At 68.6% G+C, this 20,448-nt stretch carries 20 protein-coding genes; 7 read left to right on the forward strand and 13 right to left on the reverse strand.

The annotated features are described in order from the left end of the window. Positions 1 to 114: 114 nt before the first annotated feature. The 8 genes from NOCYR_RS02565 to NOCYR_RS02600 all read right to left on the reverse strand — a co-directional run bounded on the left by NOCYR_RS02565 (position 115) and on the right by NOCYR_RS02600 (position 8,645). Positions 115 to 861, reverse strand: a complete 747-nt coding sequence (locus tag NOCYR_RS02565; protein ID WP_014348797.1) for a DUF427 domain-containing protein — start codon at positions 859 to 861, stop codon at positions 115 to 117. 120 nt (positions 862 to 981) lie between these two features. Beyond that, positions 982 to 2,229, reverse strand: coding sequence for an MFS transporter (locus tag NOCYR_RS02570; RefSeq protein ID WP_048832669.1), 1,248 nt, complete (start codon positions 2,227 to 2,229; stop codon positions 982 to 984). 21 nt (positions 2,230 to 2,250) lie between these two features. Then, a complete protein-coding gene (locus NOCYR_RS02575; RefSeq protein WP_014348799.1) occupies positions 2,251 to 2,709 on the reverse strand; it encodes a MarR family winged helix-turn-helix transcriptional regulator in 459 nt (152 codons plus the stop codon). A gap of 113 nt (positions 2,710 to 2,822) precedes the next feature. Next, positions 2,823 to 3,881: an acyl-CoA dehydrogenase family protein gene (locus tag NOCYR_RS02580; protein ID WP_014348800.1), complete on the reverse strand. Its 1,059-nt coding sequence runs from the start codon at positions 3,879 to 3,881 to the stop codon at positions 2,823 to 2,825. A gap of 124 nt (positions 3,882 to 4,005) precedes the next feature. Continuing rightward, positions 4,006 to 5,034 carry an acyl-CoA dehydrogenase family protein gene (locus tag NOCYR_RS02585; RefSeq protein WP_014348801.1) on the reverse strand — a complete coding sequence of 343 codons (1,029 nt, stop codon included), beginning with the start codon at positions 5,032 to 5,034 and terminating at the stop codon, positions 4,006 to 4,008. Next, positions 5,031 to 6,170: an acyl-CoA dehydrogenase family protein gene (locus NOCYR_RS02590; RefSeq protein ID WP_014348802.1), complete on the reverse strand. Its 1,140-nt coding sequence runs from the start codon at positions 6,168 to 6,170 to the stop codon at positions 5,031 to 5,033. Before NOCYR_RS02590 ends, NOCYR_RS02585 begins: the two co-directional genes overlap by 4 nt. After that, positions 6,171 to 7,079 carry an enoyl-CoA hydratase gene (locus NOCYR_RS02595; protein WP_048832671.1) on the reverse strand — a complete coding sequence of 303 codons (909 nt, stop codon included), beginning with the start codon at positions 7,077 to 7,079 and terminating at the stop codon, positions 6,171 to 6,173. It abuts the gene before it with no gap. Next, complete coding sequence (locus NOCYR_RS02600) at positions 7,080 to 8,645, reverse strand: FadD3 family acyl-CoA ligase (protein WP_269147599.1); 1,566 nt, start codon at positions 8,643 to 8,645, stop codon at positions 7,080 to 7,082. It abuts the gene before it with no gap. A 191-nt stretch (positions 8,646 to 8,836) separates the two neighbouring features. On the opposite strand from NOCYR_RS02600, the gene NOCYR_RS02605 reads away from it, so the two are divergent. The 5 genes from NOCYR_RS02605 (at position 8,837) to NOCYR_RS02625 (ending at position 13,518) form a co-directional block, all read left to right on the forward strand. Further along, positions 8,837 to 10,024: an acyl-CoA dehydrogenase family protein gene (locus NOCYR_RS02605; RefSeq protein WP_014348805.1), complete on the forward strand. Its 1,188-nt coding sequence runs from the start codon at positions 8,837 to 8,839 to the stop codon at positions 10,022 to 10,024. Further along, the gene (locus NOCYR_RS02610; protein ID WP_014348806.1) at positions 10,021 to 10,827 is read left to right on the forward strand and encodes an SDR family oxidoreductase; all 807 of its coding nucleotides are present in this window, start codon (positions 10,021 to 10,023) and stop codon (positions 10,825 to 10,827) included. Before NOCYR_RS02605 ends, NOCYR_RS02610 begins: the two co-directional genes overlap by 4 nt. Before the next feature lie 82 nt (positions 10,828 to 10,909). Continuing rightward, positions 10,910 to 11,656, forward strand: a complete 747-nt coding sequence (locus NOCYR_RS02615; protein WP_231856018.1) for a hypothetical protein — start codon at positions 10,910 to 10,912, stop codon at positions 11,654 to 11,656. A gap of 49 nt (positions 11,657 to 11,705) precedes the next feature. Next, a complete protein-coding gene (locus NOCYR_RS02620) occupies positions 11,706 to 12,314 on the forward strand; it encodes a TetR/AcrR family transcriptional regulator (RefSeq protein ID WP_014348808.1) in 609 nt (202 codons plus the stop codon). A gap of 49 nt (positions 12,315 to 12,363) precedes the next feature. Beyond that, positions 12,364 to 13,518 (forward strand): acetyl-CoA C-acetyltransferase, encoded by a 1,155-nt coding sequence (locus tag NOCYR_RS02625; protein WP_086008247.1) that lies wholly within the window; start codon positions 12,364 to 12,366, stop codon positions 13,516 to 13,518. 25 nt (positions 13,519 to 13,543) lie between these two features. Here the strand turns inward: NOCYR_RS02625 and NOCYR_RS02630 are convergent, their stop codons facing one another. The 5 genes from NOCYR_RS02630 to NOCYR_RS02650 form a co-directional block, all read right to left on the reverse strand. Then, entirely contained in the window at positions 13,544 to 14,599 is a 1,056-nt protein-coding gene (locus NOCYR_RS02630; RefSeq protein WP_014348810.1) for a Gfo/Idh/MocA family protein, read from the reverse strand. A gap of 139 nt (positions 14,600 to 14,738) precedes the next feature. Continuing rightward, positions 14,739 to 15,833, reverse strand: a complete 1,095-nt coding sequence (locus NOCYR_RS02635) for an NAD(P)H-dependent flavin oxidoreductase (RefSeq protein ID WP_014348811.1) — start codon at positions 15,831 to 15,833, stop codon at positions 14,739 to 14,741. Further along, on the reverse strand, positions 15,830 to 16,588 hold the full coding sequence (locus tag NOCYR_RS02640; protein ID WP_014348812.1) for a CoA-transferase subunit beta: 759 nt from the start codon (positions 16,586 to 16,588) through the stop codon (positions 15,830 to 15,832). The genes NOCYR_RS02635 and NOCYR_RS02640 overlap by 4 nt, the downstream gene beginning before the upstream one ends. Next, complete coding sequence (locus NOCYR_RS02645) at positions 16,588 to 17,463, reverse strand: CoA transferase subunit A (RefSeq protein ID WP_014348813.1); 876 nt, start codon at positions 17,461 to 17,463, stop codon at positions 16,588 to 16,590. The genes NOCYR_RS02640 and NOCYR_RS02645 overlap by 1 nt, the downstream gene beginning before the upstream one ends. Then, positions 17,464 to 18,228 (reverse strand): enoyl-CoA hydratase family protein, encoded by a 765-nt coding sequence (locus NOCYR_RS02650; protein ID WP_014348814.1) that lies wholly within the window; start codon positions 18,226 to 18,228, stop codon positions 17,464 to 17,466. 60 nt (positions 18,229 to 18,288) lie between these two features. On the opposite strand from NOCYR_RS02650, the gene NOCYR_RS02655 reads away from it, so the two are divergent. After that, positions 18,289 to 19,089 carry an SDR family oxidoreductase gene (locus NOCYR_RS02655; RefSeq protein ID WP_014348815.1) on the forward strand — a complete coding sequence of 267 codons (801 nt, stop codon included), beginning with the start codon at positions 18,289 to 18,291 and terminating at the stop codon, positions 19,087 to 19,089. Positions 19,090 to 19,162: 73 nt separating this feature from the next. Beyond that, positions 19,163 to 20,074 carry an SDR family oxidoreductase gene (locus tag NOCYR_RS02660; protein ID WP_014348816.1) on the forward strand — a complete coding sequence of 304 codons (912 nt, stop codon included), beginning with the start codon at positions 19,163 to 19,165 and terminating at the stop codon, positions 20,072 to 20,074. Positions 20,075 to 20,448 lie beyond the last annotated feature (374 nt).

Genomic DNA, 20,448 nt, shown 5'->3' on the forward strand with positions numbered 1-20,448 from the left:
GTGGCCGGGCGACCAGGCGCGGTTGTGTCCGGCGTCGCTCAGCAGCACCGTCGTTGCCGGTGGACGGTAGCCGCCTCGTCGCTGGGCGACCGGGTTTTTGTGTCCGGCGTCCGCTCAGCTGAACGGGGTCTGCGGCCGCTCCTGCAACTCCCCGTCGAGGTAGATATCGACCTTCTCGTTGTAGAAGCAGGCCAGGCCCGCGATCTTCTGGCTCTCCGCGACCGGGGTGCGATAGATCCACACCAGGTCGCGGTGCTCGGTATCGCCGATGCGGATGTTCCAGTAGTCGGCGGTGCCCTTGTACGGGCAGCGGCTGTGGGTGTCGGACGGGTGCAGCAGATCCATCCGGACATCGGTCAGCGGCAGGTAATACCGTGCGGGCAGGCCGGTTTCGAACAGGATGCGCGGTGCCGTCGAATCGGCGACGGTGACGCCGTCGACTTCGACGCGGATATGGCGCGAACTGCTCAGGATGTCGACGCGGGAGTACGGGTCGCGCGGGTGGACGTAGATCGGCTCGTCCTCTTCGAACCATTCGTCCATCGCGTTCCAGTCCAGCCGCACCAGCTCGCTCAGCTCCGGTGTGTTCAGGTAGCGCGTCGCGGCGCCGGGCACGATCGCACCGTCGACGACCACGTCGTAACCGGTGCCCTCACCGCGGTGGATGGACTCGCGGACACTGCCGTTGGGCTCGAGTTTCGCGCGTAGATCGGCGACCGGAATGTAGTAGGTGGGGTAGTAGGGGATCTCCCAGACCAGGGACGGCCGAGTGGTATCGGCAACCAGCTTGCCGCCGACATACACCCGCACCCGCTTGTGACACGGCTCGATCCTGACCTGTTCCCGCTGCGCTTCGGTCATATCTGTCGACGTTACGCCGATTGCTCGAGCCGCATCGAGACCGATGCGGTTGATCCGGCCCACTGCGCGAACCGGCCCCGCCGGGTGGGCGGGGCCGGTGGGTCGGGCGAGCCGAGGGCGTCAGTCGCCGATGGTGATCGCTTGCGCCTCTTCGACGCTGTGCGGTGCGGGATCGTGGTCGTCGATGTGGGCCAGTGCGGACCGTCCGCCGAGTAGGACCAGCACGGCGACGGCGGTGCAGGCCGCGCCCACCCAGAACGGCAGGGCGGTGTTGTGCTCGCCGAGCTTGCCCGCCAGCCACGGGGCCGCGGCGCCGCCGGCGAAGCGGACGAAGCTGTAGGCGGCCGACGCGGTGGAGCGTTCCACCGGGGCGGAGATCATCACGGCCTCGGTGATCAGCGTGTTGTTCACGCCGAGGAACAGGCCGGCGAGCACGACGCCGACGATCAGCACGGGCTTGTGCTCGGCGAATACGGCCATCATCGCGAGATCGGCGGCGAACAAGGCCAGCGCCAGGCCCATCATCGGCAGGGTGCCGAAGCGGCGTTGTAAGACCGGGGCGAAGTACACCGACGCCACCGCCAGCATCAGGCCCCAGCCGAAGAAGATGAACCCGATCGCGTAGGTGCCCATATCCAGCGGGAACGGGGTGTAGGCGAGCAGGGTGAAGAAGCCGAAGTTGTAGAACAGCGCGGTCAGGCTCACCGTCAGCAGGCCGCGGTGGCGCAGCGCCTTGAACGGCGCGGTGATCGAGGTCGCCTTGGCCGGTTTCGGGGCTTCCGGCAGCAGCACCACCAGCGAGATGAACGCGACCGCCATCAGCACCGAGACGCCGAAGAACGGTCCGCGCCAGCTGATTCCGCCCAGCAGGCCGCCGACCAGCGGTCCGGTCGCGATGCCGATGCCGAGTGCCGCCTCGTACAGGATGATGGCGCGGGCGACGCCGCCGCTGGCCGCACCGACGATGGTGGCCAGCGCCGTCGCGATGAACAGCGCGTTACCCAGGCCCCAGCCGGCGCGGAACCCGACGATCTGCTCGACCGTGTTCGACATACCGGCCAGTGCCGCGAACACCACGATGATGGCCAGGCCGGCCAGCAGCGTCTTCTTCGCGCCGAACCGGCTCGACACCACACCCGTGATCAGCATGGCCACACCGGTGACCAGCATGTAGCTGGTGAACAGCAGCGACACCTGCGACGGCGAGGCGTGCAGCTGCTCACCGATCGGCTTGAGGATCGGGTCGACCAGGCCGATACCCATGAACGCGATGACGCTGGCGAAGGCGACGGCCCATACCGCCTTGGGTTGCTTGGTCTTTTCCGGTGTCGCGGACGCGGCGCTGTGCGTCGTTGTCATGGTTGTCATCACGGATTCCCTCGGTGTCGGTCAGTGCCGGGACGCCTCGTCGGTGGCCTTGAGCGCGTCCAGCAGTTCGGTGAGTTCGGCCTCCAGCCGGATCAGTCGGTCGGTGTCGTAGCCGGGCAGTCGCGCGGCGAGCGCGGTCCCGAAGGCTCGGCGGGATTCGGCCAGCCGGTTTCGTCCGGCCGGGGTGAGGGCGACGACCACGGCCCGGGCATCGTCCGGGTCCTTGGCTCGGGTGGCGTATCCGTCCGCGACCAGCTTGCCGATCAGCGCCGTTGCCGCCGGTTGTGAACATCGATCGATGCGGGCGAATTCGCTGACCCGGAGTTCCCCGTGCTCGTCGAGCACCGACAGTGCCCGCAGCTCCGCACGCGGTGGCAGATCGTCCCCACTGATCACCCCGGCCAGCCGAGTCAGCCGAGCGGCGTTGACCACGAGATCGACGACGATGTCCTCCGCGGAAACCAGGTCGCTCTGCTGCACCCGAATATTATTACATAGGCTAACTATCTATTGGCGGTGAAATGAGTCACCGGCGAAAACGCGACTGCCCGGCCGCGCAGCGAACGCGACCGGGCAGTCGGGGGAGGGTTCGACTACGCCGTCTCGAGCAGCGGCCGGTGCCGCGGCTTGCCGAACAGCAGCGCGTCACCGTGCGCCCGCTTGAAGTGCAGGTGCGCGTCGTGCTCCCAGGTGATGGCGATACCGCCGTGCAACTGGATCATCTCGGCGGCCACCGTGGAGTATGCCTCGGAGCAGTGGCGGCGGGCCACCCAGACGTCCTCGGCGGCCGACGAGCTGTCGGCGCCGACGGCGAGGGTGGCGGCGTAGGAGGTGGACTTGGCGGATTCCACCAGCACGTACATGTCCGCCATCCGGTGCTTGAGGGCCTGGAAGCTGCCGATCGGGCGGCCGAACTGGACCCGGGATTTCGCGTATTCGACCGTCATCTCCAGGCACTGTTCGGCCGCGCCGACCTGCTCGGCCGCCAGCGCCGCCCAGGCGATCTCGCGCAGACGAGTGATGATCGGCGCCGGATCGCCGGTGCCGAGCCCGCGGGCGGACACGTCCGTGAAGGTGATTTCGCCGAGCTTGCGGGTCGGGTCCATGGTGGCCGAGGCGCGTCGCTGCACGCCTGCGGCCGCCGGATCGACCTCGAACAGGCCGGTCTCGGTCACCACGATCAGGGTGGCGGCGTTGGCGGCATCGAGGACGTAGTGCGCGGTACCGCTGAGGGTTTCACCCGTGTCCCGCACACCGAAGCTGTCCCAGCCGTCCGACCCGGCCCAGCACACAGCCAGCGTCCTGGCGCCTTCGGCAACCTCGGGTAGCAGCCGCTCACACGCTTCCGCATCGCCGGACAGCAACACCGCCTGCGCGCCGAGAACGGCCGATCCGAGCATCGGCACACCCGCCAATGAGCGACCCAATTCGCCGACCACCAGCAGTGATTCGGCCAGGCTCGCGCCGAATCCGCCGTACTCCTCGGGAATGGCCAGCGCCGCCACCCCGACCTGCTCGCACAGCGTCCGCCAGAGTGCGGCGTCATAGCCGAGGTCGCTGTCGAGGGCTTGCCGGTCGACCGCGGGTCCACCCCTCTTGGCCACCGCTGCGCGTACGGCGGCGACGAGTTCTTGCTGTTCTGGGGTGATCACACGATTTCTCCGTTCCGGGTGGTCGGCCGGTGCACCGATACGTGTGTGACGTCTGAGGCGAGCGACCGGACGACACCCGATCCCTGATCGCCGCGGGCACCCACCGGTGCGACGGTGGCGGTCGTCATGCGGTTGCTCCGGCGGACGAGCCGGAACGCAGCGCCTCGGCGATCCGCGCGCGATGGAAATCCGCCGTGCCCCAGGCCGAGCGCAACGCGGTGACCTTGGTGAGCAGCAGCGACAGGTCGTATTCGGCGGTGTAGCCGATGGCACCGTGCACCTGCAGGCCGGTGCGGGCAGCGAGGTGGGCGGCATTGCCGCAGGCCACCAGGGCCGCGGAGACGTCACGGGCGCGGTCGGGGCCGGCGGCGGTCAGGGCCGCGCGGTGCAGCAGCGGTTCGGCCAGGTCGAGGGCGATGAGCACATCGGCCAGCTTCTGCTTCACGGCCTGGAACTCGCCGATCGGGCGCCCGAACTGCTTGCGCTGCTTGGCGTATTCGGTCGCCGCGTCCAGCAGGCCACTGCCCGCGCCGAGCAACTGGGCGGCAGCAGCCAGCGCTCCGGCGTCGAAACCGGCGGCGATGGCGTCGGCCACCTGCGCACCCTCGGCGATCAGCTCATCGGGCACCACGGTGAACAACCGCCGCGCCGGATCCACCGACCGCACCTGTTGGCCGACCGTGCCGGTGTGCAGCCGATCGCCGTCCGCGATCAGGATCAGATCGGCGACATCGGCATCGAGGGCTACCGCCCCACGCCCCGGCGTCGCGAAGGCGATCGTCCCGAGCGTGGTGCCCGCCGCGATCCCCGGCAACCACCGTGCCGCCGCAGCACCAGAATCCGCACCCGCGAGCGCCTGCAGCAGCGCCGGAATCGCCGCAGCCGACTCCACTACCGGCCCGGGCACTGCCGAGCGCCCGAGTTCCCCGAACGCCACCACCAGGTCGATCGGTTCGGCACCGATCCCGTCGAACTCCTCGGCTACCGCGAGTCCGAACACCCCGGCACCGGCCAACTGTTCGAGCAGCGCGCGTCCGGCGGCGTGCTCACCGGCAGCCCAGGAACGAACCGCGGCGGGCGTCTTACCGGCGTCGAGCAGTTTGCGCACACTGGCGGCGAAGTCGACGTGTTCCGGGCTGAGTGCGAACCTCATCGGCTGCCTCCTCTCGGTAGGCCGAGGAGCCGCTCGGCGATGATGTTGCGTTGGATCTCGTTGGTACCGGCGTAGATCGGGCCGGACAGCGAGAACAGGTAGCCGTCGGTCCACGCCCCGGCCTGTTCGGCGGTGTCGCCGAGCAGATCCAGCGCCGTTTCGTGCATGGCGATATCGAGCTCGGACCAGAACACCTTGGTGATCGAGGATTCCGCGCCGAGCTTGCCGCCCTCGTTCAACCGGGTCACGGTGCCGAAGGTGTGCAGCCGGTAGGCCTCGCTGCCGATCCAGGCGTCCACCACCTTGTCGCGCGCGGCGGTCCCGGTGTCCTCGCCGCTCGCCCACAGGTCGATGAGTCGCTGAGCGGTGGCGCTGAAACGGCCCGGGCTGCGCAGCGACAGGCCGCGTTCGTTGCTGGAGGTGCTCATCGCGACTCGCCAGCCCTCGTTCGGTGCCCCGATGACGTCGGCGTCGGGCACGAACACCTCGTCGAGGAAGATCTCCGCGAAGCCGGGCTCACCGTCGAGCTGCGGGATCGGCCGCACCGTGACACCCTCGGCGTCCAGCGGGAACATCACGTAGGTGAGCCCGCGATGCCGTTCGGCCTCCGGGTCGCTACGGAACAGCCCGAACGCGCGATCGGCGTAGGCCGCGCGTGAACTCCACGTCTTCTGCCCGCTCAGCAGCCAGCCGCCCTCGGTGCGGCGCGCGGTCGAACGGATACCGGCGAGGTCGCTGCCGGCTTCGGGCTCCGACCAGGCCTGCGCCCAGATGTCGTCGGCACGGGCCATGCGCGGCATGATCCGCGCCAGCTGCTCGGGGGTGCCGTGCTCGAATAGCGTGGGTGCCAGTAGGAAGATGCCGTTCTGGCTCACCCGGCCCGGCGCACCGGCCGCGTAGTACTCCTGCTCGAACAGCACCCATTCCAGCAGCGAGGCGTCGCGCCCGCCGTACTCCTGCGGCCACGACACCACCGAGTACCGCGCCTCGGCGAGGGTGTGCTCCCACTCTCGATGCGCCTCGAAACCGGCCTTGGTGTCCATCGACGGCAGCGGCTGCGCCGGCTTGTTCGCGGCCAGCCAGTCACGCACCTCCAGTTGGAAGTCGCGGGTGGCCTGATCCAGATCCAGATCCACTTATTTCGTCCCGTTCTGCGTGGCGTCGACGTCGGCGGACGCCGTACTCGCCGTGGCTTTCATCGTTGTGGCGTTCATGCCGCCCAGGGAATCGGCGCCGACCTCGGCATTGTGGGCGTGCGCGAAATGGTGCAGGCCGAACACCGAATCCATGCCCGACCGCATGCCCATCAGATCCTCGGCCTGATTGACCGCCTTCTTGGTGAGCGCGAGCCCGAACTGCGGCATGGTGGCGATCTTGTCGGCCAGCGCGAAGGTCTCGGCCTCGAGCTGATCGCGCGGCACCACCCGGTTGACCATGCCCCATTCCTTGGCCTGAGCGGCGCTGAACCGGTCGCCGGTGAACAGGAACTCCTTGGCCACGCGCGGACCGAGCACCCACGGGTGGGCGAAGTACTCCACGCCCGGAATGCCCATCCGGACAACGGGATCGGAGAAGAAGGCGTCCTCGGAGGCGACGATCAGATCGCACACCCACGCCAGCATCAGCCCGCCCGCGATGCAGGCGCCCTGCACCATCGCGATGGTCGGCTTGGGGATCTCCCGCCAGCGCCGGCACATGCCCAGATAGACCTCGGTCTCGCGGGCGAAGCGCTGATCGCCGCCGGCGCGGTCCACATGGTCCCACCACAGGGCGGCCTTGTTCGGATAACGCACGTGATGGTCGCGGCCCGGCGTGCCGATATCGTGCCCGGCGCTGAAATGCTTGCCGTTACCGGCCAGCACGATGACGCCGACCTCGGGATCTTCCACCGCCCGCTCGAAGGCGGCGTCCAGGGCGTAGGTCATCACCGAGTTCTGGGCATTGCGGTAGTCCGGCCGGTTCATGGTGATCACCGCGACCGCCCCGCGGCGCTCATAGGTCACCACATCCGGTTCGAACGGCACCGCTGCTTCTTCGGCAGGCATTTACGACTTCTCCTCACGTAGTTGACGTTTGAGCACCTTCCCGGCGGCGCTGTAGGGCAGCTGGTCGCGGAACTCGACGATGCGCGGCACCTTGAAATTGGCCAGCACGGTGGTGGCGTAGGCGATCACGTCCTCCTGGGTGAGCGTCGAGCCGGGTTTGCGCACCACATAGGCCTTGCCGATCTCGCCCATCCGGGTGTCGGGCACCCCGATGACGGCCGATTCCGCGACGCCGTCCAGTCGGGCCAGGGCCTGCTCGATCTCGGCGGGATAGACGTTGAAGCCGCCGCTGATGTACATGTCCTTGAGCCGGTCGGTGATCTTGAGATAGCCGCGCTCGTCGATGGTGCCGATATCGCCGGTGTGCAACCAGCCATCGGCGTCGATGGTTTCGGCGGTGGCCTTCGGATCGTCGAGGTAGCCCAGCATCACGTTGGGTCCGCGCAGCAGCACCTCACCGGTGGTGTCGAGGCGCAGTTCGAAATCGGCGATGGGGCGACCGCAGGTGTTGGCGACGGTTTCGGCGTCGTCGTCGGGACGGCACATGGTGCCGAAGCCGGCCGATTCGGACAGCCCGTACGCGGTGACGACCACGTCGAAGGCCAGTTCCGAACGCATCCGCTCGATCAGCACCACCGGCACCGTCGCGGCGCCGGTGACCGCGACGCGCAGCGTGCTCAGATCGAAGTCGTCGCGGTTGGGGAAGTCGAGGATGGTCTGGTAGATCGTCGGCGGACCGGTGAGGACGGTGATCTTCTCCTCGCCGACCATCCGCATGGTCTGCGGCACGTCGAACACGATCTGCGGCACGATCGTCGCACCCGCCACCAGGCAGGCGAGGAAGCCGGCTTTGTAGCCAAAGTTGTGGAAGAACGGGTTGATCAGCAGATAGCGGTCGGTGCTGGTGAGCGTCGAGCATTCGATCCAGGCCCGCACCACCGACAGCGCCTGCCGATGCGCCACCAGCGTGCCCTTGCTGCGGCCGGTGGTGCCGGAGGTGAACAGGATGTCGGAGACGTCCTCGGGGCTCACCGATTCGGCCCGCTCCCTGGCCTGTTCGCGGGTCACCGACTCGGCGACCTCGGGCAGCTGCTCCCAGTGCAGGATCCGGGGGTCGGCCGATGACGACTCGACTGTCATCGGCCCCTCCACCGGAATGACCACGATGGTCGCGATATCGAGGTCGGGCGCGGCCGCCAGCAGTTCGGTGAGCCGCTCGCGCCGCAGGAAAGGTCCGGAGATGAACAGTGCCGTGGGCTTTACCCGGCGCAGCACATCGGCCGCTTCTTCGGCCACATACCGGGTGTTGAGCGGCACCAGCGCCGCACCGCAGTAGTGCGCGGCCAGCGCGGCGGTGACCCAGTGATGGGTATTGGGCGACCACATCGCGACCCGGTCGCCCCGCCGCACGCCACGCGCGATCAGCGCCCGCGCCACGTCCTGCACCGCTTCCAGCAGCTGTGTCCAATCCAGGCGGGTTTCGCCGTCGGCGATGGCGGGTGCGGTGCCGAAGGTGTGCGCCGCGTCGTGCAGCGCCATCGGGGTGGTCTGTGCAGGGGTTGTCACGGGTTGTCCTCACCGTCGGTGCGGTCGGTAAGACCGGAGTCTTACAAAGCAAGTGCTTGGTAGGTTATCGTATCGGCGTGGGTGCGATCCAGACCTCAGAATCCGACACCGGTCCGGCCGGTGGGCGCAGTTCGGCGATTTCGGCGGCCGACGCGGCGAATCCGGCGGCTACCACGGCAAACGAGGCGGTCATGACGGCAAACGATGCGAACGGCCACGACGCCGACGCGACCTTCCGCGCCGAGATCCGCGCCTGGCTCGCGGAGAACCTGAACGGCGAGTACAAGGACCTGCGCGGGCTCGGCGGCCCCGGCCGCGAGCACGAGGCGTTCGACGAGCGGCTGGCCTGGGACCGTCATCTGGCGGCGTCGGGCTGGACTTGTCTGGGCTGGCCGAAGCAGTACGGCGGCCGCGAAGCCAGCGTGCGGCAGCAGATCATCTTCCACGAGGAATACGCCAAGGCCGACGCCCCCGCGCGGGTCTCGCACGTCGGTGAGGAACTGCTGGGCCCGACCGTGCTGGCCTTCGGCACCGAGGCGCAGAAGCAGCGCTTCCTGCCCGGCATCCGCACCGTCAGCGAACTGTGGTGCCAGGGCTATTCCGAACCCGGCGCCGGCTCCGACCTCGCCGCGGTCTCCACCTCGGCGCGCCTCGACGGCGACGAATGGTCGATCAACGGCCAGAAGATCTGGACCTCACTGGCTCATGTGGCCGACTGGTGCTTCGTGGTGGCGCGCACCGAACCCGGTTCCAAACGCCATAAGGGCCTGTCCTATCTGCTGGTTCCGATGGATCAGCCGGGCGTCACGGTGCGGCCGATCAATCAGCTCACCGGCACCTCGGAATTCAACGAGGTGTTCTTCGACGATGCCCGCACCAGCGCCGACCTCGTCGTCGGCGAGCCGGGCGACGGCTGGCGCATCGCCATGGGCACGCTGACCTTCGAACGCGGCATCTCCACCCTCGGCCAGCAGATCCGCTTCGAACGCGAACTGGCAGGCATCGAGGAGCTGGCCCAACGTAACGGCGCCATCGACGACCCGCTGCTCGCCGACCAGATCGACCAGGCCTGGGTCGGCCTGCGGGTGCTGCGCGCACACGCCATGCGCACCATGGAGGGCGCGGGCGCCGATGACGGCGGCGGCCAGGCCTCGGTGGCAAAGCTGCTGTGGGCCAACTGGCATCGCGGCCTCGGCGAACTCGCCATGGCCGTGCGCGGTGCGGCGGGCCTGGTGGCCGCCGCCGACGATCTCGACGAATGGCAGCGGCTGTATCTGTTCACCCGCGCCGACACCATCTACGGAGGTTCGAACGAAGTGCAGCGCAACATCATCTCCGAGCGTGTGCTCGGCCTGCCCCGGGAGGCCCGTCCGTCATGAGTGAGAACACCGTGTCGCTGTCGGTCGCGCCTGCCCTCGTGGCCGGTCACGGCCTGCTGACCGACCGCAAGGCCGTGGTGACCGCCGCCGCCGGGACCGGCATCGGTTCGGCCACCGCGCGCAGGCTGCTCTCGGAGGGCGCCGACGTCGTCGTCTCGGACTGGCACGAACGCCGGCTGGGGGAGACCCGCGCCGAGCTGAGCGCCGAATTCCCGGACCGCAAGGTCGAGGCCATCGTCTGCGATGTGTGCAGCACCGAACAGGTCGACGAACTGGTGCGCGGCGCGGCCGCCGCGATGGGCCGGATCGACATCTTCGTCAACAATGCCGGCCTCGGTGGCGAGACCCCGGTGGTCGATATGACCGACGAGCAGTGGAACCGCGTGCTCGACGTGACACTCAACGGCACCTTCCGCTGCACCCGCGCCGAACTGGCCTACTTCCGCGAGGCCGGCCACGGCGGTGTGGTGGTCAACAATGCCAGCGTGCTCGGCTGGCGCGCGCAGTACGGCCAGGCCCACTACGCCGCCGCCAAGGCCGGCGTGATGGCGCTGACCCGGTGCAGCGCGGTCGAGGCGGCGGAGCTGGGCGTGCGCATCAATGCGGTCGCGCCGAGCATCGCCAGGCACGCGTTCCTGGACAAGGTCAGCTCGCCGGAACTGCTGGACCGCCTCTCCGAGCGGGAAGCCTTCGGCCGGGCCGCCGAACCGTGGGAGGTCGCGGCCACGATCGCCATGCTGGCCAGCGATTACACCACCTACCTCACCGGCGAGATCGTCTCCATCAGCAGCCAGCGCGCGTGAGCTGAGGACGAAAAAAGCTGGAGCCGTCGCGGCCCGCGTGTGCGATGCTGGTGGAGGTCGGGATCGCACACCCGGAGGGGCGATGGCTATGGGCCTGGGCCGCCGATCTGCCCGAGAACAGCCCACACGCGAACAACTCGAACTCGAGTTGGTGCGTGATGTCGTGCTCGCCAGACGCAGACAGGAAAGCCTGGTCCTGGCCGCGTTGACCTTCGGCGCCGAACTCCTGGACGTCGGCCGCAGATCGGCGGCCACCCGGGCCGGGCGCATTCTCGAGTCCTACGCCGTCGACGAGAACGACATCGCCCGCGATCCCCGCGCGGCACTGCGGGCCGATATGGCGCGCGAGCGGGCGCGGGCCCGCCGGATCGGGCTGGGCACCGGCGCGGACGGCGGCGAGGCGCAGCGGCGCCGGACCCACCAGATCGAATTGCTCTACGAGGTGCGCGCCGACCTGCTCGATGTGGTGCGCCGCTCGCGCAAATACCGTTTCGACCGCGACACCTTCTCCGAGCAGATCGCGCAAGGCCTGTGCGCGGTCACCGACAAGCTCATCGGCAGCGCCGACATGGACACCTATCACGCGTGGCAGCGCGGGATGGTGCTGAAGTTGATCGAGGAACCCACCCGCTTCGGGCCGCCGCGCGTGCTCGCCACCGTCGACGCCGGTCCCGGCCGCCAACCCCTCACCGTCGAATGGGACAGCTGCGAACGCCGCCTGGCGCTGGTGATGCGGATGATGCGGGCCGGCATCTCGCCGGTGGTGATCTGTGAGCGTCTGCTCGCCGACCTGTCGAGATCGTCGCCGCTGCGGTACTCGGAGCGGTGAAAACCCTGACCCACTATCCCAAGCAAATGCTTGGTTGTATTATGGCCGGGTGACCGCACCCGACCCGTCCAAATCAGCCCGGCGCAATGAACTGCTCGGATTGGCGGCCGACCTGTTCGCCGAGCGGGGTTTGCGCGCCACCACCGTCCGCGATATCGCCGATGCGGCCGGAATCCTATCGGGCAGCCTGTATCACCATTTCGATTCCAAGGAATCGATGGTCGACGAAATCCTGCGCGGGTTCCTCGACGATCTGTTCGGCCGCTACCGCGACATCGTCGCCTCCGGCCTGAGCTCGCGCGACACCCTCGAGGCGCTGGTGCTGGCCTCCTACGAATCGTTCGACCGCTACCACGCGGCCGTGGCCATCTACCAGGCCGAGGCCAAACGCCTGCGCGGCGTCGAGCGCTTCACCTACATCGACGAATACAACAAGGAATTTCGCGCCCTCTGGCACCAGGTGCTCACCAACGGCGTGCGCGACGGCAGCTTCCGGGCCGAACTCGATATCGAACTGGCCTACCGGTTCCTGCGCGACACCGTCTGGGTGGCGGTGCGCTGGTACACCCCGGGCGGCCCGATCACCGTAGACAACCTCGCCAAGCAATATCTGACCATCGTGCTCGACGGGCTCACCGTGCCCGGGCACACCACGTAGGAGTCATTTCATGTCAACACCTTCCGGCTCGCGCCGCCCCTACACCCCGCTGCGCGAGGCGTACGTGATCGACGCGGTGCGCACCCCGGTCGGCAAGCGCGGCGGCGCCCTGGCCGGTGTGCACCCGGCCGATCTCGGTGCCGCCGCCCTGCGTGGTCTGCTCGATCGCAACCCGCTCGATCCCGGTGTGGTCGACGACGTCATCGTCGGCTGTGTCGACAACATCGGCCCGCAGGCGGGCAATATCGGCCGCACCGCGTGGCTGGTGGCCGGCTACCCGGAGGACGTTCCCGGCGTCACCGTCGACCGGCAGTGCGGTTCCAGCCAGCAGGCGATCAACTTCGGCGCGCAGGCCATCATGAGCGGCACCGCCGAGGTGATCGTCGCCGGCGGTGTGCAGAACATGAGCGCCATCCCGATCTCGGCGGCCATGCTGGCGGGCAAGGAGTACGGCTACGATTCGCCGTTCGTCGGCGCGCAGGGCTGGGATCACCGCTACGGCACCGGCGAGGTTTCCCAGTTCCACGGCGCGCAGCTGATCGCCGAGAAGTGGGGCATCAGCCGCGAGGACATGGAGCGCTGGGCGCTGCGCAGTCACGAGCGCGCCCGCCGCGCCATCAAGGAGGGCCGTTTCGATCGCGAGATCGTGCCGGTCGGCGACTTCTGGATCGACCAGGGCCCGCGCGAGACCAGCCTGGAGAAGATGGCCTCGCTGCCCGCACTCGCCGAAGGCAGCCCGCTCACCGCGGCGGTGGCGTCGCAGATCTCCGACGGCGCCAGCGCCACCCTGCTCGCCTCCGACTGGGCGGTGCAGGAATACGGGCTGACCCCGCGCGCCCGCATCCATCACGTCAGCGCACGCGGCGCCGACCCGATCTTCATGCTCAGCGCGCCGATCCCGGCCACCAAGTGGGCCCTGGAGAAGACCGGCCTGACCATCGACGACATCGACGTCATCGAGATCAACGAGGCCTTCGCCCCGGTGGTGCTGGCCTGGTTGAAGGAGACCGGCGCGGATCCGGAGAAGGTGAACGTCAACGGTGGCGCCATCGCCCTCGGCCACCCACTCGGCGCCACCGGCGCCAAGCTGTTCGCCACCCTGCTCAACGAGTTGGAGCGGATCAACGGGCGCTACGGTCTGCTCACCATCTGCGAGGGTGGCGGCACGGCCAACGTCACGATCATCGAGCGACTGGCTCGCTGACCCACTCGGGCCGGCGGCCGCTTTGTCAGGCCGACACGTCCGGCACCCGAACCGGCCGCCCACCCTCCGCGAGCGAATGCGCACCGGCCACCCCGACCAGCGACGCGGCAACCGCCGAACGCACGGGAATCAACGGTGCCGCACCGTGTTCCATGGTGGCGCGGAACCCCTCGAGCAGCACGACGGTGCCCTCGGCCATCCGGTCCACCGGATGGCCGTTCACCAGGTGGGGGCGGGGCTGACGGATGTCCTCATGCGGACGCCCGTCGGGCCGGGTCCAGCCTTCCGTGCGTACCCGGACCGACCAGGCGCCGTCCCCGCCGGCACGCAGCGATTCGGCCAGGCCGTGCGCGCCGCGCACCGATATCCAGCTCCAGTGGCTGTCGGGTTCGCCGGCGAGGAAGCCGTGCCGGGCCAGCGCCAGCGTGCCATCCGAGAGCCGGATGACCAGCACGACAGCGGCAGGACGTGCACCGTCCGGGCCTACCGGGAAGGCACTGACCTCGACCGGCCACGCCCTGGTGAGACTCAGCAGCGGCGATACCGTGTGCGTGCAGTACGCCGTCGCCGCAATGCGTCCACGCCAGTGCGCCGGGTCGCCGATGAGCCCGTCGATATCCTGCGGCGACAGGCTGTGCAGATAGTCGGCCTCCACCGCCACCACAGCACCGATCTCGCCGGACTCGATCGACTCACGCACCAGCCGCGCATGCGGATGGAAGACATAGTTTTCGGCGAACGAGTAAGTAGCCGTGGACCGCTCGGCGGCGGCGATGAGTTCACGCCCCTCCTGCTCGGACACGCAGGCCGCCGTCTCCGACAGCACGTGGGCCCCACGATCGAGGAACGCCACGGCGAGCTCGGCGTGGGCGTCGAAATCATTCGCGAGGATCACACTGTCGAGTCCCGCGTCGACTAGATCGGCCCACTCCCGGCTCGCCAGGGCGCCCGGGAACCTCGCGCGAGCTGCTGCCAGGCGTTCGGTGTCGCGATCACAGATCGCCGCTACCTCGAGTCCGATCCGTTCGGCCCACTCGGCCATATACAGGCCGCGCAGCAACCCGACGATTCCGATACGCATGGGTTTCGTTGTATCGGCGGTCCCGGTGAACGCACAATCGGTTTTCGCTCCCGCGCCGAGCATCACGCGTCGACCCGAAACGAGGTCAGGCGGCCTCCCGCGAAGGGAGACCGCCTGACCGGTGACCGAGCAGACTCGGTTACGAGGACGCGCCGGGGGTCGCCCGGGCGTCGTGGGTGAGCGCGGCGATTGTGTCTATCCGCGCGACCGCATCGCGCACGATGCGGTCGATGAGTTCCTGGCAGGTGGGCAGGTCGTCGATGATGCCGGTGACCTGGCCTGCGGCGAGCACACCCGCCTCGGTATTACCTTCTACCAGACCGGCTTTGAGCAGCATCGGGGTGTTGGCGGCCATGATGACCTGCGACCAGGTGAGGTCCTTGGCCTTGCGCATGGCCAGGCCGTCGCGGATCATCGTCGACCACTTCATACCGGTCATCGACTTGAACTTCGCGGCATTGGCGACGGCGGCGGTGAGGCCACGCCAGTTGCCCGAATGTTCCAGCCGCTGCACCAATTCGGTGTTCAGCACGCGATGCGGCATGCCGTCGACCTTGAGCGAGACGACGGTGTCCTGCAGGTGCCGGTTCAGGTATTCCTGCTTCACGGCGTCGGGGACCTGGCTTTCCTGGGTCAGCAGGAAGCGGGTGCCCATGGCGATACCGGCCGCACCGTAGGCGAGAGCGGCGGCAAGTCCACGGCCGTCGAAAAAGCCGCCGGCGGCGACCACCGGGATATCGACCGCATCGAGCACCGACGGCAACAGCAGCGTGGTCGCGACCGGACCGGTGTGCCCACCGCCTTCGCCGCCCTGCACGATCACCGCATCGGCACCCCACGACGCCACCTTCACCGCATGCTTGGCGGCGCCGATCGACGGAATCACCACCACACCGGCGTCTTTGAGCTTGGCGATCAGCTCCTGCTTGGGTGCCAGCGCGAACGACGCCACCGCCACCTTCTCCCGGATCAGCAGGTCGATGCGTTCACCGGCATCGGAGGCGTCGGCGCGAATGTTCACACCGAACGGCTTCGAGGTGTGCGATTTGGTCTTCGCGATCGCGACCTCGAGTTCCTCGTAGGTCATGGTGGCCGAGGCCAGGATGCCCAGGCCGCCCGCTTCGGCGGTGGCCGCGACCAGCCGTGGACCGGCCACCCAGCCCATACCGGTCTGCACGATCGGATGCTCGATGCCGACCAGTTCGGTCAGCGGAGTCCGCAGCCGTGGCGTCACGAGGTCACCTCCTTCTCGCGAATGCCCTTCGGATCGAGGACGGTGCGAATGATCCGCAGCTCTTCCTCGGTCGGCAGCCGGGTCTCGCCGGCCTCGCCCAGCTCGGCGATCTCGAACGAGGTGTTCTCGGCAACCTCCTCGGCGGTGACTCCGGGATGCAGCGACAGCGCCCGCATGGTGTGGCCGGGCCCGCCGAAATCGAAGACGCCGAGGTTGCTCACCACCCGGTGCAGATGGTGGAACCGGTAGGCCGGATTGTCCGGATCGATCTTGTCGTAGCCGATGCCGGAGACGATGTCGACGTTCTCGCAGAACACCCGCTTGTTGTGCCGGGGCACGAAATAGCTGGTCGCGTGGTTGATGGTGTTGCCCGGCGCCCCGCGCACACCGAACATCTGCCGGGTGGGCTGTTGCAGCGGGCCGAACGCCGACAGGTTCTGATTGCCGTACCGGTCCAGCTGGTTCGCGCCCATCACCACGTGCCGTCGCCCGGAGGCGACCACGTCGAAGACCCGGGAGAACGGAATCCAGCCCTCGATCGGCGCCTTCCCGCCGATCGCCGGGATCTCGGCGAACAGCAGCGCCTCACCGTCGGACAGCAGCAGATCCGGTTCGAAGGTCAGCCGCGCCAGCCGCGCGCCGATGGTGGTGATGGTGGACATCGGGCTGGCCATGATCTCGCCCGCGCCACGGAAGATCTCGGCCGCGGCGACGACGCAGACCTCGGCCCGCGTGATGGTGCTGGTTTCGGTCATTACTTCTGCTCCTCGGCGAAAGCGCGGACAGCGGCCTGGTATTCGTCCTCGGACACATCCAGGTAGCGCGCCGTGAACTCGGCCCACGATTCGGGCGTCTTGGCGGCCTCCACATAGTGACGCTGGAACTTCTCGTCGCGGCCGTAGCTGCCGGAGAAGGTGAAGTGCGCGCCGCCGGGGGCCTCCACCACGCCGTCGACCATCATCCGGTTGAGGATGATCGACTGCTGCGGAACGGCTTTCACCAGCTCCTCGGTCTCCACCAGCCGGTCCACCGTCAGGTAGCGGCGTTTGGCCGCCAGGCAGTACAGGTCGTCGAAGTAGGGGTCGACGCCGGTGTAGGCGGCATTGCCGTGCTTATCGCCCAGGTCCAGGTGCACGAAGGCGGCATCCAGATTCAGCGCGGGCATGGCGATCAGCGTTTCGGTCTTGCCGTCGGTGGGGTAGGGGGACTGCACCGTCTTCAGCTCGCCCTCCCAGAAATCCACCACGGCCGAACCCAATCCGGCGCGGATCGGCAGGAACGGCAGCCGGGCGGCGGCGGCCTGCAGACCGCACTTGACCATGCCCTCGTCCATCTCCCGCACGGTGATGGCACCCTCAGTGCGCGCCTTGGCGAACCACGGGTCGTAGAACGGCGCCGAATCCAGCGACACGAAACCGTAGTAGGCCTTGCGTACCTTGCCTGCCGAGCACAGCAGACCCAGATCCGGGCCGCCGTAGGCGACCACGGTCAGGTCGGTGATATCGGACCGCAGCAGGGCCCGGACCAGCGCCATCGGCTTACGCCGGGAACCCCAGCCGCCCAGGCCGATGGTCATTCCGCTGCGCAGTTCGCCGACGACCTCGTCGAGCGTCATGGTTTTGTCGCGCATCTACTTCCCTTTCTTCTGCGCGGCCAGATCGTCGTCGAAACGCGCGCGGATCTCATCGGCCACGCCGGCGAGGTTGAGTTCCATGGTGAAGCCCTGCTCATAGCGGTAGGAGCGGTGCACGTCCTGCACATCGATGCCGTTGAGCGCGCGTTTGGCGGCGCGGATCACCCGGCCGTCCTTGTTCGCGATGTTCTTGGCGACCTCCATCGCCGCGGCGTCGAGTTCGGCCCGCGGGACGACCTGGAGGACCGAACCGTAGTGGTGCAGCTGCTGGGCGGTGAGGGTGCCCGCGGTATAGAACATGGCCCGCATCAGGTGCTGGGGGATCAGCCGGGCGAGGTGGGTGGCCGCGCCGAGCGCGCCGCGGTCGACTTCGGGCAGGCCGAAGGTGGCGTCATCGGAGGCGATGACGATGTCGGAGTTGCCGACCAGGCCGATGCCGCCGCCCAGGCAGAAGCCGTTGACCGCGGCGATCACCGGCACCTGGCAGTCGTAGACGGCGGCGAAGGCCTCGAAGCAGCCGTGGTTGGCCCGGATCAGGGCGGTGTGCCCGGTGTCGGCATTCATCTCCTTGATGTCCACGCCCGCGTTGAACCCGCGGCCCTCCGCGCGCAGCACCACCACCTTGGTCTCCGGATCGCGGCCTGCCTCGCGCAGTGCGTCGGCGAGAGCGAACCAGCCGTCCGAGGGTATGGCGTTGACCGGCGGATAGTCGACCGTGATGACGGCGATGCCGGTTGATTCGGTGTGACGGTTGATCCCCATCGCAGTTCCCATCGTGAGCGAACCTTGGCTAAGCAAGCAATTGCTTGGTAGGTTAGCACGGTGGCACTCGAAATCGATCTGTCCGGACGCGTCGTTCTGGTAACCGGCGGTGTTCGCGGTGTGGGCGCGGGCGTCAGCCGGGCCCTGCTCGCCGCGGGCGCGACCGTGCTGGCCTGCGCGCGCCGTCCCGGCGACGCCCCGGTGGAGTACGAGGGACGGCAGGCCGAATTCCTGCCCTGCGATGTGCGCGACGGCGACGCGGTGCGCGAGCTGATCGACACCGTCATCGCCCGGCACGGCCGCCTCGACCACGTGGTCAACAACGCCGGCGGCGCCCCCTTCGCCCTGGCCGCCGATGCCAGCAAGAACTTCCACGCCAAGATCGTGGAGCTGAATCTGCTCGCGCCGCTGCTGGTTTCGCAGCTGGCCAACGCGGTGATGCAGGCTCAGCCCGACGGTGGCTCGATCATCAATATCTCCAGCGTCAGCGCGCACCGCCCGTCGCCGGGCACCGCCGCCTACGGCGCGGCCAAGGCGGGCGTGGACAGCCTCACCGCCTCGCTCGCGGTCGAGTGGGCGCCGAAGGTCCGGGTGAACTCGGTGGTCGTCGGGCCGGTGGAGACCGAGCTGAGCCTGCTGCATTACGGCGACGCCGACGGGGTCGCCGCGGTGGGTGCGACCATCCCGCTGGGCCGGTTGGCCCGGCCCGAGGACGTCGGCCGCTGCGTGGCTTTCCTCGCCTCACCGCTGGCCGGATACGTCAGCGGGGCGACGCTCGAGGTGCACGGCGGCGGCGAACGCCCGGCCTTCCTGGACGCCGCCACTGTCAACGCGACCCCGAACGGCGCCCCCAAGCCCTAGCCGACAGACCTGATCAGCGCCTCGACCGGCCTGATCGTCCACCCCGACCACTGAGCAAGACGATAGGAACACGATGGAAACCGATGGGATCTGTGCCGGACGTACCGTGATCATCACCGGCGCCGGCCGCGGCATCGGCCGCGCGCACGCCCTGGCCTTCGCCGCCGCCGGTGCGAAGGTGGTCGTCAACGACCTGGGCTCCGCGCTCAACGGCGCCGACACCGGGGAGACTCCGGCCGAGCAGGTCGTCGCCGAGATCCGGGCGCAGGGCGGCGAGGCCGTGGCCAATGGTGACGACGTCGCCGACTGGGAGGGCGCGCGCCGGCTCATCCGCCAGGCCATCGACACCTTCGGCGGGCTGGACGTGCTGGTCAACAATGCCGGCTTCGTCCGCGACCGGATGCTGGTCAACCTCTCCGAAGAGGAATGGGACGCCGTGATCCGCGTCCACCTCAAGGGCCACTTCGCCACCATGCGCCATGCCATCGAGTACTGGCGCGGCGAGTCGAAGGCCGGACGTCCGGTGGACGCGCGGGTGATCAACACCAGCTCCGGCGCCGGCTTGCAGGGCAGCGTCGGCCAGGGCAATTACGGCGCCGCCAAGGCCGGTATCGCGGGTCTGACCCTCACCGCGTCGGCGGAATTCGGGCGCTACGGCGTCACCGTCAACGCGATCGCCCCCGCCGCCCGCACCCGGATGACCGAGACGGTCTTCGCCGAAGACATGGCCGCCCCCGAGGAAGGCTTCGACGCGATGGCGCCGGAAAACGTCTCGCCGCTGGTGGTCTGGCTGGGCAGCGCCGAATCGGCGGGCGTGACCGGCCGCATGTTCGAGGTCGAAGGCGGCAAGATCGCCGTCGCCGAGGGCTGGCGCCACGGCATTCCGGTCGACAAGGGCGCCCGCTGGAACCCGGCCGAACTCGGCCCGGTGGTGGCGGACCTGCTCGCCAAGGCGAAGACCCCGGAACCCGTCTACGGGGCGTAAAGGTCGAACTGGCCTATCGACAACCAGGCGGCGGCGCGAGTCGGATGACTCGCGCCGCCGTTTTGTTCGTCCGAGGGCAGGCCGGGTGCGTGCACTCCTGCCGGTGATGTGTCCGACTTCACTTCACTGCTGGATCGATGGCCGAGTGAGGGTTTGCCAGCAAACCGACCGCCAGGTCACCCAGGTCCGGCTGTGTGCGGGCAGCGCGCAGACCTCGGCGGACGCGGTTTACGCCGTCCAGGCGAGGGGAATGCCCGGTCGATCGCCGGTGGTGAGCGGACGGTACGGCTGCGGGGTCGGGAGCCGACGGTTTACTATGGGCAACCGTTGTTGGAGTCCGGGTGTGCGTATGGCCGGGCGAGGATTTGCGCAGT

The organism is Nocardia cyriacigeorgica GUH-2 (assembly GCF_000284035.1).
Classification (GTDB): Bacteria; Actinomycetota; Actinomycetes; order Mycobacteriales; family Mycobacteriaceae; genus Nocardia; species Nocardia cyriacigeorgica_B.